General features: G+C 39.5%; 19 protein-coding genes. 14 read left to right on the top strand and 5 right to left on the bottom strand.

The genetic code is table 11. The features are described 5' to 3' along the window. Positions 1-9 precede the first annotated feature (9 nt). From ABI125_14445 to ABI125_14435, 3 genes are read right to left on the bottom strand one after another with little or no spacing between them, the layout of a single operon-like run. Positions 10-1,182 (bottom strand): efflux RND transporter periplasmic adaptor subunit, encoded by a 1,173-nt coding sequence (locus tag ABI125_14445; protein ID XCF05903.1) that lies wholly within the window; start codon positions 1,180-1,182, stop codon positions 10-12. Between the two features lie 24 nt (positions 1,183-1,206). After that, a complete protein-coding gene (locus tag ABI125_14440; protein ID XCF05902.1) occupies positions 1,207-2,547 on the bottom strand; it encodes a TolC family protein in 1,341 nt (446 codons plus the stop codon). A 3-nt stretch (positions 2,548-2,550) separates the two neighbouring features. Then, a complete protein-coding gene (locus ABI125_14435) occupies positions 2,551-3,156 on the bottom strand; it encodes a TetR/AcrR family transcriptional regulator (GenBank protein XCF05901.1) in 606 nt (201 codons plus the stop codon). Positions 3,157-3,279: 123 nt separating this feature from the next. Here ABI125_14435 and ABI125_14430 point away from each other — a divergent pair, with 123 nt between their 5' ends. Next, complete coding sequence (locus ABI125_14430; GenBank protein ID XCF05900.1) at positions 3,280-4,254, top strand: polyprenyl synthetase family protein; 975 nt, start codon at positions 3,280-3,282, stop codon at positions 4,252-4,254. Next, a complete protein-coding gene (locus ABI125_14425; protein XCF07915.1) occupies positions 4,254-4,607 on the top strand; it encodes a hypothetical protein in 354 nt (117 codons plus the stop codon). The genes ABI125_14430 and ABI125_14425 overlap by 1 nt, the downstream gene beginning before the upstream one ends. A gap of 6 nt (positions 4,608-4,613) precedes the next feature. Here ABI125_14425 and ABI125_14420 read toward each other — a convergent pair whose 3' ends face one another. Beyond that, entirely contained in the window at positions 4,614-5,144 is a 531-nt protein-coding gene (locus ABI125_14420) for an alpha-ketoglutarate decarboxylase (GenBank protein ID XCF05899.1), read from the bottom strand. Positions 5,145-5,301: 157 nt separating this feature from the next. Between ABI125_14420 and ABI125_14415 the strand changes: the two genes are divergently transcribed. The 3 genes from ABI125_14415 to pth all read left to right on the top strand — a co-directional run bounded on the left by ABI125_14415 (position 5,302) and on the right by pth (position 10,021). Beyond that, a complete protein-coding gene (locus ABI125_14415) occupies positions 5,302-8,043 on the top strand; it encodes a 2-oxoglutarate dehydrogenase E1 component (protein ID XCF05898.1) in 2,742 nt (913 codons plus the stop codon). A 34-nt stretch (positions 8,044-8,077) separates the two neighbouring features. Further along, on the top strand, positions 8,078-9,289 hold the full coding sequence (gene odhB / locus ABI125_14410) for a 2-oxoglutarate dehydrogenase complex dihydrolipoyllysine-residue succinyltransferase (protein ID XCF05897.1): 1,212 nt from the start codon (positions 8,078-8,080) through the stop codon (positions 9,287-9,289). A gap of 105 nt (positions 9,290-9,394) precedes the next feature. Then, positions 9,395-10,021, top strand: coding sequence for an aminoacyl-tRNA hydrolase (gene pth, locus ABI125_14405; protein ID XCF05896.1), 627 nt, complete (start codon positions 9,395-9,397; stop codon positions 10,019-10,021). A gap of 257 nt (positions 10,022-10,278) precedes the next feature. Here the strand turns inward: pth and ABI125_14400 are convergent, their stop codons facing one another. Beyond that, a complete protein-coding gene (locus ABI125_14400) occupies positions 10,279-13,317 on the bottom strand; it encodes a reprolysin-like metallopeptidase (protein ID XCF05895.1) in 3,039 nt (1,012 codons plus the stop codon). A gap of 173 nt (positions 13,318-13,490) precedes the next feature. Between ABI125_14400 and ABI125_14395 the strand changes: the two genes are divergently transcribed. The 9 genes from ABI125_14395 (at position 13,491) to mgtE (ending at position 23,160) form a co-directional block, all read left to right on the top strand. Next, a complete protein-coding gene (locus tag ABI125_14395) occupies positions 13,491-14,009 on the top strand; it encodes a hypothetical protein (GenBank protein ID XCF05894.1) in 519 nt (172 codons plus the stop codon). Between the two features lie 56 nt (positions 14,010-14,065). Continuing rightward, entirely contained in the window at positions 14,066-14,998 is a 933-nt protein-coding gene (locus ABI125_14390; protein XCF05893.1) for a bifunctional riboflavin kinase/FAD synthetase, read from the top strand. Next, on the top strand, positions 14,991-16,328 hold the full coding sequence (locus ABI125_14385) for an HTTM domain-containing protein (GenBank protein ID XCF05892.1): 1,338 nt from the start codon (positions 14,991-14,993) through the stop codon (positions 16,326-16,328). The genes ABI125_14390 and ABI125_14385 overlap by 8 nt, the downstream gene beginning before the upstream one ends. Before the next feature lie 24 nt (positions 16,329-16,352). Then, entirely contained in the window at positions 16,353-17,624 is a 1,272-nt protein-coding gene (gene serS / locus ABI125_14380; protein ID XCF05891.1) for a serine--tRNA ligase, read from the top strand. 512 nt (positions 17,625-18,136) lie between these two features. Beyond that, complete coding sequence (locus tag ABI125_14375) at positions 18,137-19,912, top strand: tetratricopeptide repeat protein (GenBank protein ID XCF05890.1); 1,776 nt, start codon at positions 18,137-18,139, stop codon at positions 19,910-19,912. Between the two features lie 195 nt (positions 19,913-20,107). After that, complete coding sequence (locus ABI125_14370) at positions 20,108-20,431, top strand: DUF4286 family protein (GenBank protein XCF05889.1); 324 nt, start codon at positions 20,108-20,110, stop codon at positions 20,429-20,431. Between the two features lie 26 nt (positions 20,432-20,457). After that, positions 20,458-20,910: a GNAT family N-acetyltransferase gene (locus ABI125_14365; protein ID XCF05888.1), complete on the top strand. Its 453-nt coding sequence runs from the start codon at positions 20,458-20,460 to the stop codon at positions 20,908-20,910. Between the two features lie 60 nt (positions 20,911-20,970). Beyond that, positions 20,971-21,765, top strand: coding sequence for a 16S rRNA (adenine(1518)-N(6)/adenine(1519)-N(6))-dimethyltransferase RsmA (gene rsmA, locus ABI125_14360; protein XCF05887.1), 795 nt, complete (start codon positions 20,971-20,973; stop codon positions 21,763-21,765). An 18-nt stretch (positions 21,766-21,783) separates the two neighbouring features. Beyond that, a complete protein-coding gene (gene mgtE, locus ABI125_14355) occupies positions 21,784-23,160 on the top strand; it encodes a magnesium transporter (GenBank protein XCF05886.1) in 1,377 nt (458 codons plus the stop codon). Positions 23,161-23,376: the final 216 nt, after the last annotated feature.

The raw sequence follows: 23,376 nt of genomic DNA, 5'->3' as shown, positions 1-23,376 counted from the left end.
GTCTTCCGGTTAGTAGTTAATCACTTTAACGGTTTGTCCGTCTTTAACGCTTCGAGCGCCTTCTTTGATAATTTCGGTGCCATTGCTAACACCTTCTAAAATTTCAATGACATCGCCTTGGGTTTTGCCCGTTTTAACAATAACGCGGTTGGCAACGCCCTCGTTGTTTCCATTTTTATCTTTTATGGTGTAAACGTATTGCTCGCCATTGGCATTTTCTGAAATGATACTCTGCGGTACCAAAATAGCCTCGTTATTGGTGTAATCGTTAATCTTCAGTTTTGCTGTTAAGTTGGGCTTGATGTTTTCGTTTTTATTGGGAATCCCCACTTCGATTTTAAATGTTCTGTTGTCCGGATTGATGAAATCGCTGGCTTGGCGCACTTCGGTTTCAACGCTTTCGCCCAAAATAGGAAACTCGACCACAACGTGTTTTCCTTTGGTAACATCGGGGATGTAGCTTTCCGGTACGCTGGTTTCAATGTACATATCGTTGAGGTTTACCAAGCGCATTAAAGGGGTTTGCCCAGCTGCAACTACGCTACCTTGTTCGGTGATAACATCGTCGATAGTACCAGAAAATGGAGCCGTTACACTAGTTTTGGCCACTTGTTTTTTAAGTTGGTTGACTGTTTCCTGTTGCGCTTCGTAATTTGATTTAGCCTGTAAATATTGAATTTCACTACCAATGTTCTGTTCCCACAAACGCTTTTGGCGCTCGAAGGTGGTTTTTGCTAAATCGGTTTGAATTTGCAATTGAGCCAGCTGCTGGCTAAGTCCGCCATCATCTATTTTTGCAAGTAGTTGCCCTTTGTTAACGCGTTGTCCTTCTTTTACGTAAACCTGTGTTAAAATACCGTTGTACTCTGGGGTGATTACTAAAAGGTTTTTTGTGGTAACGTTACCTTGGATTTCCAGAACGTGTTTAAAAACTTCTTGCTTTGCCAAAAATGTTGTGATTAACGGTACGTGTCTTACCGTATCTAATTTTGATATGGCGGCGTCCAACTGCTTTATTTTGCTGTTGGTCATTTCCTGTTCGTTAACCAATTCCGCACGTTTTTGGCGAATGGTTTCTAAATTATTGCTTTCTAAAACGTTTTCAACAGAGTTTTTTTTGTTTTCGCCACCACAGGATACTAAAAGCAGCGCGATTATGATTAAAGAAAATGTATGTTTCATTTTTAGTGTTTTTCTGATTGGTGATTAGTTAATGGTATTAAGCGCGGTTTCTAAAGCGGCCTTTTTATTGATGACATCGAGCATGGCTTGAAGAAATTCCTGTTGCGCCGAATAGAGTTGGGTTTGAGCTTGGCGCAGTTCGAAACTGGAGCCCACACCCTCAAAAAACTTAGTTTGGTTTTTCGCTTCAATGCGTTCGGCAAGGTTTAGGTTTTGCTTTTTGTTGTCGTAATCTTCAACGGCGTATTGATAATCGCTTTTCGCGGAAGCAATTTGTAACCTGATTTTTTGCTCGGTTTCCGTAAGATCATCTTTGGCTTTTTCTAAGTTGATTTTGGCACGTTGCGTAGCGACACTTCTTCCCAATGAACTGAAAATGGGAATATTTAAACTTACGCCAAATAAAGAAAAGCCAAACCAATCTTGGTCGCTGTTTGCAAAATTAAACTCGTTACCAAAACCCGAATAACCTCCATTGATAAATGAATTTAAAGTAGGGAGCGCTTTGCTTTTTTCAAGTTTTAAAAGCAACTCTTTCGATTTTGTGTCGTTTTCTGCAATTCGGTAATCGATGGTGTTTTCAACGCTTTCTTCGGCGGCGAGCAAATCCAAGGTAATGTTTTGTGCTGTTAATTGTTCCAATTTATCGGTTAACACCGTTGGGTTATCAATGTCGAGGCCCAAGTTGATATTCAGCATTTGGTATGCTAAATCTTTTAAGCGGCTTACATTTTTTAGGTTGCTCTTCACACCCGAAAGGGTGATTTGAAGCTGTTCCACGCTTTCCTGTTCTTCCAATCCGTTTTCGTAAATTTTTTGGGTTTCGAACAGGTTTTTTTCCAAAGTTTTAATATTCCGTTGTAAAATATTTACACTTTCTTCGGCCATAAGCACATTGCCATAAGCTTCAATAACCGCTTTCCTAACTTCAAGGTCAGTTTTTTCCTTGGCGTTTTTTGAGATTTCCAAAAACACTTTAGCCGATTGTAGCCCAACAAGGTAAGAACCATCAAAAATCTTTTGGGTTAAGGTGGCTGTAGCCGTCATGTTTTGTTTCGGACTGAAGATAACGTCCTGAAACTCGCCGGGGTTTCCTCCAAAAAACTCTGCAGGAATTAGCGATACCTGTTGTTTTAAAAAGTTTTGGTAGTCAATTTTTGCATCAATTTGAGGCAAACCCGTTGCTGTGGTTTCCCATTTTTGTTTTTTTGCGGCTTCAATGTCGCGGGCGGCATTTTTGGCCGTTCGATTATGTTCCAAGGCATAATCAATGGCTTCCTGTATTGAGAATTGGGTTGGGGTTTCTTGTGAAAATCCTTTTAAAGCCAATAGAAAACCAAAGATTAAAATGAGTTTGTGCTTCATGTTTTATGATTGATTTGTTGTTAAATGATGATCTAATTGTTTAAGGCCCTCTGGGGTGCAAATACCACGCAAATGGTACTCTAAATAATTGTTGTTGAGTGTTAGCATTGAGTAATTATTTAAAGGGAAAAGTTCTTTGTCTTTTAGGGCAATCATGCAGGTAAAATAGATTTTAGAGATAAAATCGATATTAATATTTTTTCGGTATAGGCCAAGTTTTACGCCACGCTCCAGGTTACAGGCTACGCAATCTTCCATAACGCAAAATTGTTTTTCTTTAATGTCCTTAAATATCTTTGGGTAGTATTTCTCCAACTGATATTGGGGCGACGATTTTTCATCTTTTAGATGTTGCATCAAGAATTCTTTGATTTCCAAAATCTCCTCAATAGGGTTTTTCTCTAAGTCGCGAATGTCTTCAATGCCGCTCGAAATGGTTTGGAACAAATACATAACGGCCTCTTCAACAAGAACCGTTTTGTTTTCAAAATATTGATAAATCGTTTTTTTTGAGATGCCTTGGGCACTGGCTATATCGTCCATGGTCACGCTTTTAAACCCATAGTTTAAAAATAAATCAACAGCACTTTTTAAAATATCTTCCTTCATAATTTGGAGGCAAAAGTACAATAGGAAACTTTAAAAACAAAAAAAGTTTTCTGAGTTTTAACGATAATTTAATATTGTTGTTTTTTACTTTGTATAATGACGACAAAAACCGATTTTTGTTTCATGCTTTCAATAGAAGAATACCAACAGCATGTTGTTGCTTATTTAAAAGAATACGCCACAGCAAAAGAACCCGAAAACCTTTACCGTCCCATAGATTATATTTTAAATTTAGGAGGGAAGCGCCTGCGACCAGTGTTAACATTAATGGCTGCCGAAATTTTTAACGGAGATTACAAAGAAGCCCTCAATGCCGCATTGAGTATTGAAGTGTTCCATAATTTTTCGTTGGTGCACGACGATATTATGGACGGAGCTCCACTGCGCAGAGGCCAAAAAACTGTGCACGAAAAATGGGATGTCAATACGGGGATTCTTTCTGGCGATGCCATGCTGATTATGGCTTACCAATTGTTTGAGAATTACGAACCAATCACGTTTCAGGCGCTGGCCAAGTTGTTCAGTAAAACGGCATTGGAGGTTTGCGAAGGCCAACAATACGATATGGATTTCGAAACCCGAAACGATGTGTCGGTTCCTGAGTATCTCAAAATGATTGAGTACAAAACGGCCGTTTTAGTGGGGGCTGCGCTGCAAATGGGAGCGATTGTGGCTAAAGCGTCAGATGAAGACCAGCAAGCCATTTATGAGTTCGGTAGAAACTTGGGAATTGCATTTCAGCTTCAGGACGACTACTTAGATGCTTTTGGAGACCCGGAAACTTTTGGGAAGCAAGTGGGCGGCGATATTATAGAAAACAAAAAAACCTATCTGTACTTGAAAGCCTTGGAGTTTTCAAATGAAACTGAAAGGAAAGAATTAATGGCTTTGTTTTCGGAAACCCCAAAAGATACCAACGCTAAAATTGAGGTTGCTAAAAGGGCTTTTGTGTCTTCCGGCTCAGCTGAAGCCACAAAAAAAGCGATTGATGAATACACGCAAAAGGCATTCAAAACTTTGGAAAGCTTGAATATTTCAGAAGGTAAAAAAGAGCTTTTAAAACGTTTTGGTGTTAGTTTAATGAATCGCACTGTATGATGCAATTGCCAGCAACTTTTGAGGATTTGATTGTGGAAGCCAATCAATCCAATTTATACCAAAAATTGATTCTTCAGCTCAATAAAGATTTCCTTTTGGCTAATATCGATTTAGATTTTCATGAGGATATTTTGCCTTCCAGCTTAAAATTGATGCTTCACGAAACCGTTTATAAACTCATTCAAGAAAAATTTACCGAATACCTCAATTTACTTTATATCATCGATGTTTCGGAACATGCCGTTAAAGCTTTGGATGGTGAAGATGTGCTGAAACTTTCGGAAGACGTTTCGTTTTTAATCCTAAAGCGCGAATGGCAAAAAGTGTGGTTTAAAGAGCGTTATTCTAGCTGAAAAAACTTAGAAATAAAACCGTACGAAAGGCATCCAAGGGTCGGCATAAATACTTTTGCTACTGTCGTACAGCACGTCGTATCTCACCCCAAAGGTGACGTTGCCGCTTCTGTAACCAGCTCCTAAAAATAGGGCGGGCGACCAATAACTGTCGTCTTCGGTATTCAGGTTTACATTGTATCTTCGGTTAACATGTAATTGTTCAAATTCTGCCGAAAGCTGAAGCACGTTTAAAATATTGCTAAGCCCAATTAAGCTGCCTCCCAAGATGGTAGATTTATAAACACTTTTCTGATTGTTAAATGTCGCGTTTAGTCCCAAACCTGTCGCAAACGTACTGTTAAACTGATAGATAGCACTCGGGGCAACGGTAGCGCTAAAAAAGTTGTCGCCAAAGTTTAAGCCAAGGCCGCCACCAAAACGAACGTTTTCCCAAAACGCATTGTTGCTGCTTTGAGATATTCCAACGGAGGTAAAAAACGAGAAGATGCTAAAAAGCAATATGTATTTTTTGTTAATTGAGAAAAATGCATTCATAAAAGTAAGGAATTGATAAAAAATTAACAAATAATTAAAACATGTTTATTTAACAAGTTTTCGTGCTATAAATATAGTTAAACCAACTTCTAGTTTTACCAAATGTTGTATTTTTGAAAAATATTTTGACTAAACCTACACGGGATTAAAACAAACAATGGATAAATTTTCATTTTTAAACGCAGCACATACCGCATTTTTTGCAGATTTATACGAACAATATCTTGAAAACCCCGATGCCGTAGAGCCAAGTTGGAGAGCTTTTTTCCAAGGTTACGATTTTGGCAGTGAAAACTACGGATTGGATGGTGAAATTGTAGAGGGTGTTTCGGCCCAAATGCCAGAATATCTTCAAAAGGAATTCCAAGTTATCAAACTTATTGATGGCTACCGAATGAGGGGGCATTTGTTTACCAAAACTAACCCTGTTCGCGACAGAAGAACCTACTCGCCAACCTTAGATATTGAAAATTTCGGACTCACAGAAGCCGATTTGGATACCGTTTTTAATGCCGGTGAAATTTTAGGTATTGGTGCGCAAAGCCTACGTAAGATTTTAGTGCACTTAGAGCGTATTTATTGTAGCTCTATTGGTGTAGAATATATGTACTTGCGTAACCCGGAAGTGATTGCGTGGTGGCAGGAAAAATTGAATTTAAATGATAATCAACCTAATTTTTCGGTTGATAAAAAGAAATACATTCTATCAAAGTTAAATCAAGCCGTAACCTTCGAAAACTTTTTGCAAACCAAATATGTAGGGCAAAAGCGTTTTTCGCTTGAAGGAGGCGAGTCGTTGATTCCAGCCATTAGCAACGTGCTGTTTTATGCTTCAGAAAAATATGGGGTTAAAGAGTGCGTTTTAGGGATGGCACACCGCGGCCGATTGAGTACTTTGGTGAATATCTTCAGAAAACCGTTAAACGAACTGTTCAATGAGTTTGATGGTTTGGATTTCGAAGATGAAAATATTGATGGCGACGTAAAATACCACTTAGGTTTAACGCTTGATAAAACCTACCAAAACGGTAAAAATATCAAGATGAATTTGGTGCCAAACCCGTCGCATTTAGAAACCGTTGCTCCAGTGGCCGAGGGAATTACCCGAGCCAAAATCGATAACGATTATGATGGCGACGATTCTAAAATCATTCCTATTATCGTTCATGGTGATGCTGCAGTTGCAGGTCAAGGTGTGGTTTACGAAGTGGCCCAAATGAGCCAATTAAACGGTTATAAAACCGGTGGTACGGTTCATATTGTGGTGAATAACCAAATTGGATTTACTACCAATTACCTCGATGCCCGTTCCAGTACCTATTGTACCGATGTGGCCAAAGTAACCCTTTCGCCCGTTATGCACGTTAATGCTGATGATGCTGAAGCTGTGGTTCACGCTGTTGAATTGGCTTTGGAATACAGAATGCGTTACAAAAAAGACGTTTATATCGATTTGTTGGGCTATAGAAAATATGGGCATAACGAAGGGGATGAACCTCGATTTACCCAACCTAAATTATATAAAGAAATCTCAAAACACCCGAATCCATTTAAACTTTATTCCGATAAGCTAATTGCTGAAAATACGGTAGATAAAGATTATGTGGATGGTATTGTAAGTGAATTTAAAGACACTTTAGAGTCGGAATACGAAAAATCGAAAGAGGCTGAGTCGTCCAAAGTAAGAGAGTTTATGCAAGAGCGTTGGAAAGGGTTCGAACGTAGAGGCATTGAGGCGATGTTGGAATCGGATGAAACTGGCTACGATGAATCTAAGTTGAAAAACATTTCAAAAGTAGTTTCCACAGTTCCCGATGGCGTTAAGTTTTTAAGAAAAGCTGAGCGTATTTTGGAAGGTCGTGCCAAAATGGTTTTCGAAACCGATACTTTAGATTGGGGTATGGCCGAGACTTTAGCTTACGGAAGTTTGTTGGAAGAAGGCTATAACGTGCGTATTTCAGGTCAGGATGTGGAGCGTGGTACCTTTAGCCACCGTCATGCTATTTTAAGGGACGAAAAGTCTGAAGAGCGTATCAACCTACTAAATACCAACCCAGAGAATAAAGGCGAAATGTACATCTACAATTCGTTTTTATCAGAGTATGGCGTGTTAGGTTTCGATTACGGTTATGCATTGGCCAACCCAAATACATTAACTATTTGGGAGGCTCAGTTTGGTGACTTTAGTAACGGTGCACAGATTATTTTCGACCAATATTTATCGGCTGCCGAAGACAAGTGGAAATCGCAAAACGGCATTGTGGTATTGTTGCCACATGGTTACGAAGGGCAAGGTTCAGAGCACTCGTCTGCCAGAATTGAGCGTTATCTTCAGTTGTGCGGAAACGACAACATGGTTGTGGCGGATTGTACTACACCGGCAAACTTCTTTCACTTGCTGCGTCGCCAAATGAAGCGCAATTTCCGTAAGCCGTTAATTGTCTTCACACCAAAAAGTTTATTGCGTCACCCAAAAGCAGTGTCGTCCATTAGCGAGTTAACCTCTGGGAACTTCCAAGAAGTTATAGACGATACTGTAAACCCAGAAAACGTAAAGAAATTGGTGTTCTGTACCGGTAAATTCTATTACGATTTGTTGGAAGAAAGAGAATCGTTGGGCAGGGAAGATGTAGCATTGGTAAGAATAGAGCAGTTGTTCCCGCTTCATTTAGATAAAATACAAGGCGTGATTAATCGTTATAGCAACGTTGAAAAATACGTTTGGGCACAAGAGGAACCTAAAAATATGGGGGCTTGGACGCACATGGCACAACGCATGGATTTAGTGAAATTAGAAGTGTGCTCAAGACCATACAGTTCAGTTCCTGCACCAGGATCCAGCACCAGAGATAAAAGAAGACAAAGACAAGTAATTAACGCTGTTTTTGATATAGAATAAAAATTAGATTTAGATACCATTAAAATTATAAAGAATGATTTTAGAAATGAAAGTTCCCTCGCCAGGGGAATCCATCACAGAAGTTGAAATAGCAACATGGTTGGTTGAAGAAGGAGATTATGTTGAAAAAGACCAAGCCATTGCAGAGGTAGATAGCGACAAGGCTACTTTAGAATTGCCTGCCGAAGCCAGTGGAACCATTACTTTTAAAGCAGAGGAAGGCGATGCCGTTGCAGTTGGTGCAGTGGTTTGTTTGATTGACACAGCTGCCGAAAAACCAGAAGGTGGCGACGCTCCAAAGGCTGAGAAAAAGGAAGAAGCTCCAAAAGCTGAAGCGCCTAAAACACCTGCTGCCGAAACCAAAACTTATGCTACTGGTAGCGCGAGCCCAGCTGCAAAAAAGATTTTGGCCGAAAAAGGTATGGATGCCGCTTCTGTTACCGGAACAGGTAAAGATGGTAGGGTAACTAAAGATGATGCCGTTAAAGCGGTACCGTCTATGGGAACACCAACTGGTGGAAACCGAGGAACTTCACGTACTAAAATGTCAATGCTGCGCCGTAAGGTAGCCGAGCGTTTGGTGGAAGCCAAAAACACTACGGCTATGTTAACGACCTTTAACGAGGTAGACATGTCGCCTATTTTCGCATTGCGTTCAGAATATAAAGAAACTTTCAAATCCAAGCACGGTGTTGGTTTAGGGTTTATGAGTTTCTTCACTTTGGCTGTGGTTAGGGCATTAAAAATGTATCCAGCCGTAAATTCCATGATTGATGGGAAAGAAATGCTTACTTACGATTTCTGTGATATCAGTATTGCCGTTTCTGGACCAAAAGGTTTAATGGTACCTGTAATCAGAAATGCCGAAAACTTAAGTTTTAGAGGTGTGGAATCTGAAGTAAAGCGTTTGGCTTTGCGTGCCAGAGACGGACAAATCACTGTTGATGAAATGACTGGTGGTACTTTTACCATCACCAACGGTGGTGTATTCGGTAGTATGTTGTCAACGCCAATTATCAACCCACCACAAAGCGGTATTTTAGGTATGCACAACATTGTTGAGCGTCCAGTAGCGGTTGATGGTAAGGTTGAAATTCGCCCAATAATGTACGTAGCGCTTTCTTACGACCATAGAATCATCGACGGTAAGGAAAGTGTTGGGTTCTTGGTAGCGGTTAAAGAAGCTTTGGAAAATCCAACCGAGTTATTGATGGATAACGACGTTAAAAAAGCGTTGGAGTTATAAAGACAGAAAAGGAAACCTCCCCTTTTTAAAATTCAAATTATAGAACAAAGAGCATTCCGGTTTATTCGGAATGCTTTTTTATTTTTGCAACCAAAATGAATGTTTATGTGGTCATTTTTAAAAGGGTTATTTGCAAAGAAAACAAAGGTTGAAGAACAGGACGTTATGAAGAAATTTTTAATAGTTGGTTTAGGGAACATTGGTGAAAAATATGAAAACACCCGTCACAATATCGGTTTTAAGGTGTTGGATTATTTTGCCGATAAAGAAGGCTTTTCGTTTGAAACCCAAAAACTGGGCGATGTAGCTACTTATAAATTAAAAGGGCGAACGTTTATATTTATGAAACCCAATACTTATATGAATTTAAGCGGAAAAGCGGTGCTGTATTGGTTAACCAAAGAAAACATCCCGATGGAAAACCTCTTGGTGATTACTGACGATTTAAACTTGCCTTTCGGGAGCATCCGATTAAAAACCAAAGGTAGCGATGGCGGCCACAATGGGTTGAAAGATATTCAAGATAAACTCAATACCGTAAAATACAACCGCTTCAGATTTGGCATTAGCGATGCCTTTAGCAAAGGCCGACAAGTGGATTACGTGTTGGGCGAATGGACCGATGAGGAAAGCAGCAAACTTAAAGAGCGCTTGGAAAAATCAAACGAATTGATAAAATCATTTGTGTTGGCCGGGGTCAATAATACCATGAATGCTTTTAATGGGAAGTAATCCTTAAATAGTAAAAAGAAATTCTGTTGAAATTGTTGGTTTCAAGTTTTGATAGTTATTTTCACTAAAGTAGTATTGGAATAAAACCTCTTTGTTTTTTTGAATGTACACTTTAATAAAATTCGTCAATTCGAGTGGATTTCACGAAAAAATGAGTGAAATTTGTATCGAGAATTAGAATTTTAGTAAACAAAAAAGTTCTCGATATAATTTTTCGTTCCTCAAAATCACTCGAACAGACGATGCTAAACTAAACTTTATCGATCAACAACAATCTTTTTAGTAGCCCGTCTTAATCCATCACTCACGCGTAAAAGATAAATGCCCGATTGCGCATGTTTTAATGAAACGGTTTCATTAAAATCGCCCCCTTCTTCATAAAGATTTTGATAAATCATGCGTCCGCTAACGTCGTAAACTTCCACATTTATTTTGCTAGTTGAAGCGCTATTCAGTTTGATGTTGAATTCACCTTGATTCGGATTGGGGAAAACGTTGAAATTGGCAAACCCAAATTCTTGAATGCTCAATGCAGCTTCAACGTTTATGGTATAATCTTCCACTTCACCGTCAAAATCATTTTCACACGAAGTTGGGGCCCCATCCTGTTTATATTTGGTGGCTACACGCATGATGGTGTTTCCAAGAACGGCATTATTCGGAATGGTTATTGAAACCGGTGAATTGCCCGTTGGTCCATCAGAAACATCGGTAGCATCTCCTAAATTGTATTCTTCATCAGGGTCGTCAAAACTACAGTTTTGGTTCCAGTCTATCCATACTTTGGTGCTAACGGTAAAGTTGCCATCTGTGTTGGCGTTTACGGTTAAATCGTAACTGCTGTTTCGGTTAACATCGGTTGAAATGTTCGTGAAATCTGAATAGGCAGATTTTGCAGAAGCATTATCAATAGTATTGAACTGAACGCGTGTTGTACTGGTTTGATACTCCAAACTGCCCGATGCGGTGCAGATGGAATTGAAAAAAGGAAAGTCCACATTTTTATTTTTGGTTTGCGTAGTGGCCGTTCCTGTGATAATAATCGTGTAATCGCCTTGGGATACATCATCTAAGTTTCCGAGGGTCAATGTGACTGCGCCCGAGCTGCTCAAATTGGTTGGTGAAAACGTAGCGGTGGCGCCGCCCGGAATGTTGGACGCACTAAACGTAGTATTTTCAGAAAACCCGTTGGCTATTACGTAATCAAAAGTAAATACCGCACTATCGTCACCACAATTTACAGGTGTTAGTTCTTCTTCAACTATAAAGAAATCAGGGTTGGCGGAAATACTGAAATCAAAATCAGAAATATCATAAAAAATATTGTCGGCAGCCTCAATAAGCAATCTTGCAGAACTGGTATCTGAAATAGACGGAACAGTAAAAGTATGTTCGCCGTCGTTTGGTGTGTTTGACGCGATTGTGGTTGGGAAGGTCAATCCGCCATCTGTCGATAGTTTGATGTTTACAAACTGGCAATTAATAGTGCCAACATCAGCGGTTTGCCCCACATTCCAGTTAATGGTTTCTGTGGTGGTTTGAGCCCAATTTACGGGGTTGCTAACTGTGAAAGGTTCGGTGCTGTTTACGGTAACGTTCATAAAATCAACAGCGGTTTGTCCGCCGCCGTTAGTGCCAACAACGTCATTGTCTCTTACCGTTAAAGCAAAACGCATGGTTCTGTTAACTGCAGGCAGTTTTTCCCAATCGGTTGAACCGTTTGTGGTGAGGTAATCTTCAAAATCTGGAAAATATCTTACGGGGTCGGTAGTGCCTTCAAAAGAACGAAACAACGGGCCCGTAACGTTGGTTTCTTCCGGAGCGCCTGCTGCGCCTAAGTCGTATTGCTCCCAAGTGTAAGTGTGGGTACTGGTGCCGTCTGGATCGGTTGAATTTCCTGTAAGTTTGAATGCTGTTGAAATAGGAATGGTATAATCGGCACCTGCATTGGCAATAGGTGCGTTATTTCCGGTTGCGGTTTGTGTGCCGCAGGTACTGCTGCCAGTGGTAATGTTATCCCACATCATTTGGATACTTTTTTGATGGAAATATGCGTCGCTGTTTGATTGAACATTTTGTGAAGAACATAGCCCGGCATAGCCCATAATGGTACTGCCGCTTCCGGGTTCGTAAGCATTGCTAGCTGTTCGGTTGCCACTTCCACAACCTCCGGCGTTACCATTGAAAGTATGTGGCGCCCCAAATTGATGTCCCATTTCGTGGGCTACGTAGTCAATGTCATAAGCATCGCCCACGGGAATTTGAGAGCCTGTATAACCCATCGCTTTTACATCGTTTACACAGACTGAGCCTAACATTTGTACAATACCGCCATTACCGGTCATAAAAGTATGGCCTATATCGTAATTTGCAGGCTGTATTAGGTCGTCTGTTAAAGTTTGTATTTGACTGAATACAGTTTGTACTTCATTATCATCAGGGTTGTTGGTAATGTTATCCGTATTAATAAAGATAATATCGGTATTGTCCACCAAAACCATTTTTACGGACAGGTCGCGCTGAAAAATGCCATTTACTCGTGTCATCGTCACGACCATGGCATTGAGCACAGCATTTTTTTTGTCGGCTTCGCTGTCGCCGGCATTAAGTCCGGCCGCTACCCAATGGTATTGGGAATATTCAACGGTAGATGCTAATGCCAATCGAAACGTTCTTAACATGCTGTCGTTCGCATTAGCCAAAGCTTTAGAGTGGTTTTCCGATTTACTGGCAACGGTAATATCTTCAGGCAAGTGGCATTCAAATCCTTTTTTCAAAGTAGGCAGGTCGCCTTTATTGTAAACAATATATTGATTGGTGCTTTTTGAATACGGATCAATAAACTGTACGCCATTATCTGTGGCAAATGTCATGGCGTGCAGTCCCTGCGATGTTAAACTAAAAGTTATGGTTGAGGCTGGATGGTTAACGTTTTGCCCGATATAGGTTCTAATTTCGGGATGTTTCGCTTGGAAATCGGCTTCCAAAATAGAAGATTCGGTGATGCGGAATGTTTCCAAATTCCCATTGCTATTGGGGAAATTTACCAGAATATTTTCCGCCGCTTTTGTTTTGTTTTTATGGGCTTTACTCAAAACCGTTTTTAAACTTTCAATATCCAATTGATAAAACTGTGCTTTTTTTGGCTCTGTTTTTCTAGCCAGTTTCTTTGCGTTTGATGCTTTTTCAGAAGATATTGCTGTCCAAATTGGATTTTGGTTTTGTGCTGCAAGATTAAAAACAAGGCAGAAAAAAAACAGAGACTGTAGGGCGGTTTTTGAGTAAAAACGTTTCATTCGGTTAAATTTTTGTGGCAATTTACTTTTTAAATTGTTGACAATCCTTGCCAAAAGGCCGTTGAGGGCTATCATGGCAATTGCGATTTGGGCGTTACAATTGGCTAAAAATACTCTGTATAAATATCAATTGCAAAAAATAATCCGTCATTTTAAAATACATATATTTGTTTATGAAGCATTTGTACCTACTTATTTTACTTGTTTTTACACTTTCCTGTAAAAGTGAAAACACAGCGGTAACCCAAAAGAATAGTGAGTTAAATTCAATTGTTTGTCCTGAAAACGGCGTTTGTGCATTTAAAGTTTTGCAGAACAAATCATTAGCGATTAAAACCGATGGATTGGGAGATTTGTTTTTGGAAACCGTTGAAGGTAAAAAACTAGTTTTAAAATTTGAGTACAGTAAAAATCACGATAAAAAACTCGAAGACGGCAGTTACAGAGAGGAAGTTTTTTTAGAGCTGAACCCAAACGATTTAAAAATAGAAACAAAAGACTTGGTAAATCAGAAACTCTATTTTGCACGATGGTGTTATTGTAAGGGGGAAACCGGGTACTATAAAATCAAGGAAGGCCTGTTGAAAGTTGAGAAATTGAATGATGGGAGTTTTCAGCTTTATTTAAGTTTTAAAATAGACGAAGTGCCGCAGGTAGTTACCCAAATAAATGAAACCTTCAGTTTACAATAAATGCTTTCAGTTTGTTTTAAAAGGGATTATACCTAGTTTTGTAGAAAATTCATAGCTTGGAAACGAAGAGTAATTTAAACGCCCTGGGCAAAGAAGGTGCCGTAGTAACCATCGGTACTTTTGACGGTGTGCACATTGGGCATCAAAAAATAATAAAGCGACTTATAAAAACGGGAGAGGAATTTGGTTTAAAATCGGTAATCCTTACGTTTTTTCCGCATCCTCGAATGGTGCTGCAGAAAGATTCCAATATAAAACTCATCAATACTATTGAGGAGCGCCACCGCATTTTAAACGATTTAGGTTTAGATTACTTGCTTATAAAGGAGTTTACACAGGAGTTTTCAAGACTTTCGGCCGAAGATTTTGTAAAACAAATTTTGGTTGATAAACTACACGCCCGAAGAGTGATTATTGGTTACGATCATCGTTTTGGACGAAACAGGAATGCCGACATTAACGACTTAAAACAGTTTGGTGAAACCTACGGTTTTGAAGTGGAAGAAATTTCGGCTCAAGATATTGATGATGTTTCGGTAAGTTCCACAAAAATTAGAACAGCTCTGCAGGAAGGCGATATTGCCAAAGCAAATGCTTATTTGGGCTATCCGTTTATGTTAACTGGAGTGGTGGCAAAGGGAAAAGGTTTGGGAAGGCAACTCAATTTCCCCACGGCAAACATTCAGATTCCCGAAGACTATAAGCTTATTCCCAAACAGGGAGCGTACATCGTCAGTTCAAAAATCAACAATAAAACGGTTTTTGGAATGATGAATATTGGTACTAATCCCACGGTAAATGGCAGCCAACAAACCATAGAGGTGCACTTTTTTGATTTTGATGCCGATATTTACGGCGAAACCATCCAAGTAGATTTGTTGCAACGCATCCGTGACGAGCAGCGATTCGAATCGGTGGAAGCACTAAAAGCACAATTATCGCTCGATAAACAAACCGCACTACATTTTATTTCAAACCAAAATGGGTAATAACGGGCTGTTCAAGCGAATTGATAATTCGGCATTAATTGTATTCCGAATTATTTTTGGACTGCTTTGTTTTTTAGAATCGGTGGGAGCTATTTTTACCGACTGGGTAAAAACAACCTTAATCGATCCGCAATTTACCTTTTCCTTTATTGGTTTTGAATGGTTGCAGCCATTGCCGGGGAACGGCATGTACATTTATTATGTATTGATGGGCGTTTTCGGTTTGTTCATTATGCTGGGCTATAAATACCGATTTAGTATGTTGGCGTTTACGTTGATGTGGTCGGCCACGTATTTAATGCAGAAGTCGTCGTACAACAACCATTATTATTTGTTGATGTTAGTCAGTGCCATTATGGTTTGTCTTCCAGCCCATCGTTATGCTTCACTCGATGCTAAACGCCATCCAGAAATTAAAAATATTTCCATGCCGCAATGGTGCCGTTGGGTGATTATTTTACAACTTTTTATTGTTTACACTTATGCTTCGGTGGCTAAGTTTTATCCCGATTGGTTGGATACCACGGTTATTGAAGTGTTTATGAAAAACAAGCAAAACTATTTTTTGGTGGGCGATTTGCTCCAACAAAAATGGATGCACTATATTATGGCTTACGGTGGCATTTTGTTCGACGGATTGATAGTTCCACTGCTATTGTACAAACCCACCCGAAAATATGCATTTGCGGTTGCGGTGTTTTTTCATCTGTTCAATTCGGCGGTATTTCAAATTGGTATCTTTCCGTATCTGGCTTTGGCGTTCACATTGTTCTTTTTTGAACCGAAAACCATTCAAAAGTTATTCTTAAAAAAGAAACCGTTTTATGAAGGAAATGAAATTGAACTTCCGAAGTATAAAGACGCATGGATAACGGTTTTTTCAATCTATTTTATCGTCCAAATAGCTTTGCCGTTGCGACATCATTTTTTTGAGGATGATGTGTTATGGACAGAAGAAGGCCACCGATTGGCTTGGCGCATGATGCTTCGGACCAAAGGAGCCCAAATTGCTTATTGGGTTGAAGATAAGCAAAGCGGCAAGCGCGAACACATTAATTTAAGTGAGTACCTTACCCCAAAACAAAAGCGGGCCGCCAGCACCAAACCCGATGTGATTTGGCAATTTGCACAACATTTAAAAAACAAGTATAAAGCTGAAGGAAAAGATGTTGCGGTTTATGTAAATAGTAAAGTTAGCGTTAACGGAAAGCCGTTTAAAACCTTGATAAATCCCGATGTGGATTTGGCCAGTGTAGAATGGCAGCACTTTAAACACAGCGACTGGATTTTACCTTCAAAAACGGCGGTAATTGAGGAAGTAATTCCTTAAATTTGTCGCTTAAATTTTCATTGCATGTTACAAGTTCCCTTTATTAGAGAAAACAAAGATTTAGTGATAGAGCGGTTGGCAAAACGAAACATTGATGCCACGCAAATGATAAACGGTGTCATTACTTTTGATGAGGACAGAAGGCGTCTTCAAACGGAGTTGGACAATACTTTGGCCGAATCGAACACCCTTTCAAAAGAAATAGGAAACTTGTACAAATCCGGCGAAGTTCAAAAAGCCAATGTGCTCAAGGATAAAACGAGCCAGTTGAAAGAGGCCTCGAAAGAATTGACCGAAGCTTTAAACCAAAAAGCCGAAGCGCTTAACGAATTGCTTTATAAAATACCCAATGTGCCCAACGACATTGTGCCACAAGGCGGTACCGATGCCGATAACGAAGAAGTTTTTCGTGCAGGCGATATCCCCAAACTTCATCAAGGGGCATTGCCGCACTGGGAATTGGCGAAAAAATACGATATTATCGATTTCGAATTGGGCAATAAAATTACAGGTGCCGGATTTCCCGTTTACAAAGGAAAAGGAGCACGATTACAACGCGCGTTGATTGCTTATTTTCTGGATAAAAATACTGCAGCTGGTTATACCGAATATCAATTGCCGCATTTAGTGAACGAAGCTTCTGGCTTTGGCACCGGGCAGTTGCCCGATAAAGAAGGGCAGATGTACCAAGTAACGGCCGATAATTTATATTTGATCCCAACAGCCGAGGTGCCTGGAACCAACATTTTTAGAGATGTGGTTTTAAATGAAAGCGATTTGCCTATTGGCATTACGGGCTATACACCGTGTTTCCGTCGTGAGGCTGGAAGTTACGGGGCGCACGTTCGCGGACTCAACCGTTTGCACCAATTTGATAAGGTGGAGATTTTACGTGTAGAGCACCCAAGTAAATCTTATGAAGCTTTAGATGGTATGGTGGCGCATGTAAAAACCATTTTGGAAGAATTAAAATTACCTTACAGAATTTTAAGGTTGTGTGGTGGCGACTTAGGGTTTACGTCTGCACTGACTTACGATTTTGAAGTGTTTTCAACAGCGCAAGACCGTTGGCTGGAAATTTCATCGGTGTCTAACTTTGAGACTTTCCAGGCCAATCGTTTAAAATTGCGATTTAAAAATAGCGATGGAAAAAACGAATTGGCTCATACCTTAAACGGAAGTTCTTTGGCATTGCCGCGCGTACTGGCCGGGATTTTGGAAAATTTCCAAACCGAATCGGGTATCGTTATTCCTGAGGTTTTACAACCGTACACTGGTTTCAAAATTATTGATTAAAATGTAGGTTAAAACGTTCTTTTTTAGGGTGTTTGATTTAAAATAATCGACAAAATACACAAAACACATGTTGTTTGGTGTGTTTTTTGTCGATTTTCTTGTTTTTTTAAATTTTATTTCCCAAGTTCGTCTTCCCAAATCTAATTAACCTGCTGATTATGAAAAATGTTAAACGCATTGTTTTATTAATTGCTCTCATTTTTTTCGCGACAAAAGTTTTGTCTTCAGATTTTAAGCTATTTAAATCTGAAGGAGAAACAAGAGCGATTGTTAGCAAATAAATATTTCCTGTTTATTTACTTGATAAGAAAAATAGCCTGTCTTGCAGAGCAGGAGTATAATGGCTGTCCCCAATCGAGTAGTTAATTAACAAGTAGTTAATGGAACATTATTTTTGGTTGGTTAGTGCCCGGATTGTTGTCCGGGCATTTTTTGTTACTCAGATTTCCAAAAACTGCCAAAAATATCCCGTCTTATCTAAAACTGAAATTCACATTTGTTATATTTACCGCATGAGGCCTCTATTTATCATATTGTTTTTCATAACTACAAGCGTTTTCTCCCAAAATGAGCTAATTGCAAATGAATATTTTAAGAACGGTGAATTCGAAAAAGCCTTATTGGAGTATAAAAAAGTCTATGCCCAGTCGCCGTCCAATATTAACGTTATCAATCAAATTATAAGTGCGCACCAGCAGTTGGAGCAATATGATGAAGCCGAAAGCTTTTTGGTACAGCTTATGGATCGGGTAAAATATCCAGCGTTTTATGTAGAGCTGGGTTATAATTACCAGCTTAAAAGCGATTTGGAAAATGCTAAGGTAAATTACAATATGGCATTACAATCGATTGACGAGCGACCGTCGAATGTATTTTCGGTTGCCCGAGGATTTCAAAACCATACGCTTTTAGAAGAAGCAGCAACAGCTTATGAAAAAGCCATGACCCTAAACCCCGATTATAATTTTAACGTGCAATTGGCACAGGTTTACGGTGAACAAGGGCAGATTGAAAAAATGTTTGGGAGTTATCTGGATTTTGCCATGTCGAACCCTATTGTTTTGAGTGATGTAAAACGTAATATAAACGAGTTTGTATCTGAAGATGCCAACAACGAAAACAATATTCTGTTCCGAAAAATGCTACTGAAAAAAATGCAGGAACAGCCAGATGTGTTATGGAATGAGCTGCTCAGTTGGTTGTTTATTCAACAAAATGACTATAAAAAAGCATTTATTCAGGAAAAAGCCATTTATAACAGGGAGCAGGCCGGCTTGCAACGCATTGAGGAACTGGCAGCGATTTGCGTAAATGAAGACGAGCCCGAAACCGCCAAAGAAATTTATAATTACCTGATTGAAACGGCACAAAACCCCGATACGAAACTCAATGCCCATTATCATTTGCTTCAGATTCAAATAGGGGAAAGTTCGGCTAAAGATTATCCTCAGATTAAAAATCAATATTTGGAATTGTTGAATGATTTTGGAAATGAAGCCAATCTGCTGAGTTTGCAAATATCGTATGCGCATTTTTTAGCCTTTTATATGGACGACCCTAAATCCGCCAGTGCATTTTTGGAAAACCTTTTGGAAGAACCTTTGTCGCAAATGGAACAGGCGCAACTTAAATTGGAACTCGGCGATATTTTAGTGCTTCAGGAAAAATTCAATCAGGCGTTGATTTACTATACGCAAATCCAGCGTAATTTAAAAAACAGTACCATTTCGCAAGAAGCACGCTTTAAGGTGGCCAAAGCCAGTTATTACAAAGGCGATTTTAAATGGGCCGAGTCGCAATTGAAAATATTAAAATCGTCTACCTCGCAACTCATTGCCAACGATGCACTCGATTTAAAGTTGCTAATAACCGATAACAAATACGAAGATTCGCTTCAAACGGCATTGAAAAAATACGCAAAGGCTGATTTACTGGCCTTCCAAAACAAAAATAATGAAGCCATAAACTTGCTCGACGGCATTTTAAACGAACATAAAACTGAACCCATTATTGCTCAAGCATTATACAAGCAAGCCCAATTGTTCGAGTTGAAAAAAGAATTTGAAAAAGCCAAAGCCAATTACGAAGTGCTTATTGAAAATTACCGTGATGGAATTTTGGTGGACGATGCCCTGTTTCATTTGGCTAAAATTTTTGAGAACAAATTAAGCCAACCCGAAAAGGCCAAACAGCTTTACGAAAGCATTATTTTTAACCACGCTGATAGTATTTATTTTGTCGATGCCAGAAAACGTTTTAGGGCACTTCGGGGCGATGCGATTAATTAATTTTCAAATCTCAAAAACTAAATTCCAAAAATATTCATTCTTGTGATTTAGAATTTAAACATATTCTCAAATTTCACTAATATTGTCACCTTGAGCGGAGTCGGAAGGTAATAAAACATCTCGACTCCGCTCGATGTGACGACTTTTTGGAACTACTGCATTATAGAGTATTTACAAATTAAATATTGAAATTTTATGATAATTTACAACGTAACCGTAAATATTGACGAAAGCATTCACGGCGAATGGCTAAAATGGATAAAAGAGCACATTCCGCAAGTATTGGGCACGGGCAAATTTGAAAAAGCCACATTAACCCGAGTGTTGGTTGAAGAGGATATGGGCGGTGTAACCTATTCCATTCAATACCGCACATATTCCCGCGAAGCTTTAGATGCTTACTACCGAGAAGATGCTGACAGACTGCGCACGGAAGGTTCAAAAAAGTTTGCCGATAAAATGCTGGCATTCCGGACTGAGCTTCAAATCATCGATGAATATTCGGTAGATTTTAATTGATTTTTCGGCACTAAAAAACGAAACCTATGAACTTTAGAAAAGCAACCGAACAGGATGTTCCTGAAATAGTGGCTTTGTATGCTGACGATGAACTCGGTAAAACCAGAGAAGACTACCAATTGCCATTGCCCAAAGTTTATTTTGATGCTTTTAAAAACATCGTGGCCGATCCTAATCAAGAATTGGTGGTGGCTGAAAATGACGACGGAGAGATTTTGGGCACGCTACAACTTACATTTATTCAATATTTAAACCGCTTGGGTGCGTTAAGAGCCCAAATTGAATCAGTGCATGTAAAATCAAACCAAAGAGGAAAAGGCTTGGGAAAAGAAATGTTTAAGTGGGCTATAAACCGAGCCAAGGAAAAAAATGCCATAATCATACAGTTGACATCCGATAAAAAAAGACCTAAAGCCATTAAGTTTTACGAGCAATTAGGTTTTGAAGCTTCCCACGAAGGACTCAAATTACATTTTTAAGTATAAGGCTAATAGAAGTAAGCGCTTTTGTATCTTTGCTAACTTAAATTGTTATATCCCGTGGCGCAACATTCCAATCAACATCAAGTAAAGGCAAAGAAACATTTAGGTCAGCATTTCTTAAATGACGAATCGGTGGCCCAAAAAATAGCCGATACCTTAAGCTTAAACGGCTATAAGAATGTTTTGGAAATTGGCCCGGGTATGGGCGTGCTCACCAAGTATCTTTTAAAAAAGGACATCACCACTTATGTTATTGAAATCGATACCGAGTCGGTGGAATATTTAAAAGCCAATTACTTGAATTTGGCACCTAGAATCATTGGAAAAGACTTTTTAAAGTACGATTTAAACGAGGTGTTTAAAGGAGAGCCGCTTGCCATAATTGGAAATTATCCTTACAATATTTCGAGCCAGATTGTTTTTAAGGCTTTGGAAATGCGCAATCAAATCCCTGAATTTTCGGGGATGTTCCAAAAGGAAGTGGCACAGCGCATCTGTTCAAAAGAAGGGAGCAAAGTGTACGGAATCCTTTCGGTACTTACCCAAGCGTTTTATGATGCCGAATACTTATTTACCGTACCGCCAAATGTGTTCAATCCGCCACCTAAAGTAGATTCGGGTGTATTGCGACTCACCAGAAAAGAAAACTTCACGCTTCCATGCGACGAAAAACTATTTTTCAGAGTGGTGAAAATGGCTTTTCAGCAGCGCCGAAAAACCATTCGTAACAGTTTAAAAACATTGAATTTGTCCGATAATTTAAAAGCAAATAGTATATTTGGCAAGCGTCCCGAACAGTTGAGTGTTCCGGAGTTTATAGAGCTAACCCAATTAATCGAAGCAGATATTTAATCCTTAAAACTTTTCCATTTGTCAGAAGAAAAAGAAAACATACAATTTCAACTCACAGATGAACTCTTAGAGCAGGTTGAGCAACTTATCGAATCGCAAAGTGATAAGCAGCTCAAAAAGCTTATGGATGATTTTCATTATGCCGATATCGCCGAAATCTTGGATGAGCTCGATTTAGACGGTGCCATGTATGTAATCAAACTTCTGGATTCTGAAACCACTTCCGATATTTTAATGGAATTGGATGAAGACAACCGTGAAAAAGTTTTAAAAAATCTATCGGCACAAGAAATTGCAGAAGAAGTTGAAGAGCTCGATACCGATGATGCTGCCGACATCATTGCCGAACTTCCCGAAGAACGCCGGCAAGAAGTTATTTCTAGAATTGAAGACGAAGCCCACCAAGCAGAAATCAGGGAACTTTTGGCTTACGATGAAGATACCGCTGGTGGACTCATGGCTAAAGAGTTGGTTAAGGTTTACGATACTTGGACGGTGGCCGGTTGCTTGCGCCGTATTCGTGGACAGGCCAAAGAAGTGACGCGGGTGCATTCGGTTTATGTGGTCGATAAACAGGAAAAACTCATTGGTCGTTTATCTTTAAAGGATTTAATTGTAGCCAAAAGCGAACAGAAAATCGCAGACATTTATATTTCCAGTGTCGATTACGTTAATGTGAACGAAGATGTGGAAGAAGTCGCCAGAATTATGGCCAAGTACGATTTAGAAGCTATTCCGGTGGTTGAAAGTGACGAAAACAAGGTGCTACTAGGAAGAATCACCATTGACGATGTTGTAGATGTCATGAAAGAGGAAGCCGATAAAGATTACCAAATGGCAGCGGGTATTACGGGCGATGTCGATTCTGATGATAGTATCCTTCAACTTACCAAAGCACGTTTACCATGGTTGTTTTTAGGGCTTGTTGGTGGCGTGGGTGCCTTTTTGATTATGGAAGGGTTTCACGAAGCGTTCAGTAAATATGCCGTGTTGTTTTTCTTTACACCACTAATTGCTGCGATGGCGGGTAACGTTGGGGTGCAATCTTCAGCGATTATCGTACAAGGTTTGGCCAACGACGATGTAAAAGGCAGTGTTAACAGCCGCTTGTTGAAGGAAATGCTTTTGGCAGCCTTAAACGGTGTGGTCTTGGCCCTGTTTTTGTTTTTGTTTGTATGGGCTATAGAGAACGATTTCAATACGGCTCTTGCCGTTTCAATTTCGTTGGTTGCGGTTATTGTTGTGGCAGGATTAATCGGTACTTTTGTGCCGTTGTTTTTAGATAAACGTGGCATTGATCCGGCCATAGCCACCGGTCCGTTTATAACTACCAGTAACGATATTTTTGGTATTCTTATTTACTTTTCAATCGCCAAACTAATTTTAGGAATTTAAGGTAGATAGGCCGAACTTGTTTTTAGTTTCGTATTTGGGTGTTACCCTTCGACAAGCTCCGGGTCGGGCTTTCCGTTTTATCTTTTTAAAAGGTCATGGCGAGTAGGAAACGCCAAAGCGTCCATTAAATTTCAGCCAGGCATATTGCGCATCGCCTTTTTAGCCTTTTAAAAAGGATGCCACTGCAATCCCTAACGCAAACTTCAGCAGTTCTAA

The sequence above is a fragment of the Tamlana crocina genome (assembly GCA_040429635.1).
Lineage (GTDB): Bacteria > Bacteroidota > Bacteroidia > Flavobacteriales > Flavobacteriaceae > Flavisericum > Flavisericum crocinum.
This window is presented reverse-complemented; position numbering and strand designations above follow the sequence as displayed.